This is a genomic window from Streptomyces sp. FH025 (assembly GCF_017427025.1).
Lineage (GTDB): Bacteria > Actinomycetota > Actinomycetes > Streptomycetales > Streptomycetaceae > Kitasatospora.
This window is the reverse complement of sequence record NZ_JAFLNG010001189.1, coordinates 1-1,196: the sequence shown is the minus strand read 5'-3', so window position 1 is coordinate 1,196 and position 1,196 is coordinate 1. Positions and strand designations below refer to the sequence as shown.

General features: G+C 70.6%; 1 protein-coding gene. It reads left to right on the top strand.

Going from position 1 to position 1,196, the window contains the following annotated elements; all coding sequences use genetic code 11:
- Positions 1-393 precede the first annotated feature (393 nt).
- On the top strand, positions 394-1,196 hold an 803-nt coding region (locus J0670_RS38340), incomplete at its 3' end, for an MBL fold metallo-hydrolase (RefSeq protein WP_207817387.1).

The window sequence follows — 1,196 nt, the reverse complement described above, 5'->3', positions numbered from 1 at the left end:
CGCGTCGGGGGTGGCCGCATTCGCGACGCCGCGCCCGTGGGTGTGTGCGGGCGGTGGGCGGCGGCGCGGGGCCTCTTCTCGGCTCCGCCCGTACCCGGCCGGTTGCCCGGGTCCGGCGGTGGCCGGGTCCCCCTCGACGCCCACCATAGTACCCCCGGGGGTATTATCGAAATCGTTCGGCGATACCCCCGCTGGTATCGGCCCTGGAGGCCGTATGCTGGCAAATATACCGAGGGGGGTATCCGCCCATCGATGCCACAGTGCGGCGCCCTGTGCCGCCCGGGAGGTTCCCGTGTACTGCCGCGCCTACCTCGGCCCGGTCGGGAAAAATACCCCCGGGGGTACACTTGGGCATGTGGCCAGCCCGTCAGACACCGACGAGGAGACAACCCCGTGATCTTCAGCCAGTACTACCTCGACTGCCTCTCCCAGGCCTCCTACCTGATCGCCGACGAGACCACGGGCCAGGCCGTGATCGTCGACCCCCGCCGGGACGTCGACGAATACCTCGCCGACGCCACGGCGCGCGGCCTGACCGTCGTCGGCGTCATCAACACCCACTTCCACGCCGACTTCCTGGCCGGCCACCTCGAACTCGCCGCCCGCACCGGCGCCTGGATCGGCTACGGCCACCGTGCCGAGACCGAGTACGCCATCCGCCACCTGACCGACGGCGAACGCATCTCCCTCGGTGACGTCGCCCTCCAGATCATGGAGACCCCCGGACACACCCCCGAGTCGATCAGCATCCTCGTCTTCGAGCACGCCACCGACGAAGCCCCTTACGGCGTGCTCACCGGCGACGCCCTGTTCATCGGTGACGTCGGCCGCCCCGACCTGCTCGCCTCCGCCGGCGTCACCGCCGAGGAGCTCGGCGCCATGCTCTACGACAGCGTCCACCACAAGCTGATGGCCCTGCCCGACCAGGTCCGCGTCTTCCCCGCCCACGGCGCCGGCTCCGCCTGCGGCAAGAACCTCTCCACCGACAAGCAGTCCACCATCGGCGCGCAGCGCCTGACCAACTACGCCTGCCAGCCCATGGATCAGGACACCTTCGTCCGCATCGTCACCGCCGGCCAGACCGCCGCCCCCGCCTACTTCGGCCACGACGCCACCCTCAACCGGCAGGACCGCCCGCTGCTCGACCGCACGAACGCCGCCTCCCCCCTGTGCCCCGAAGGCTTCAAGGAGGCCCG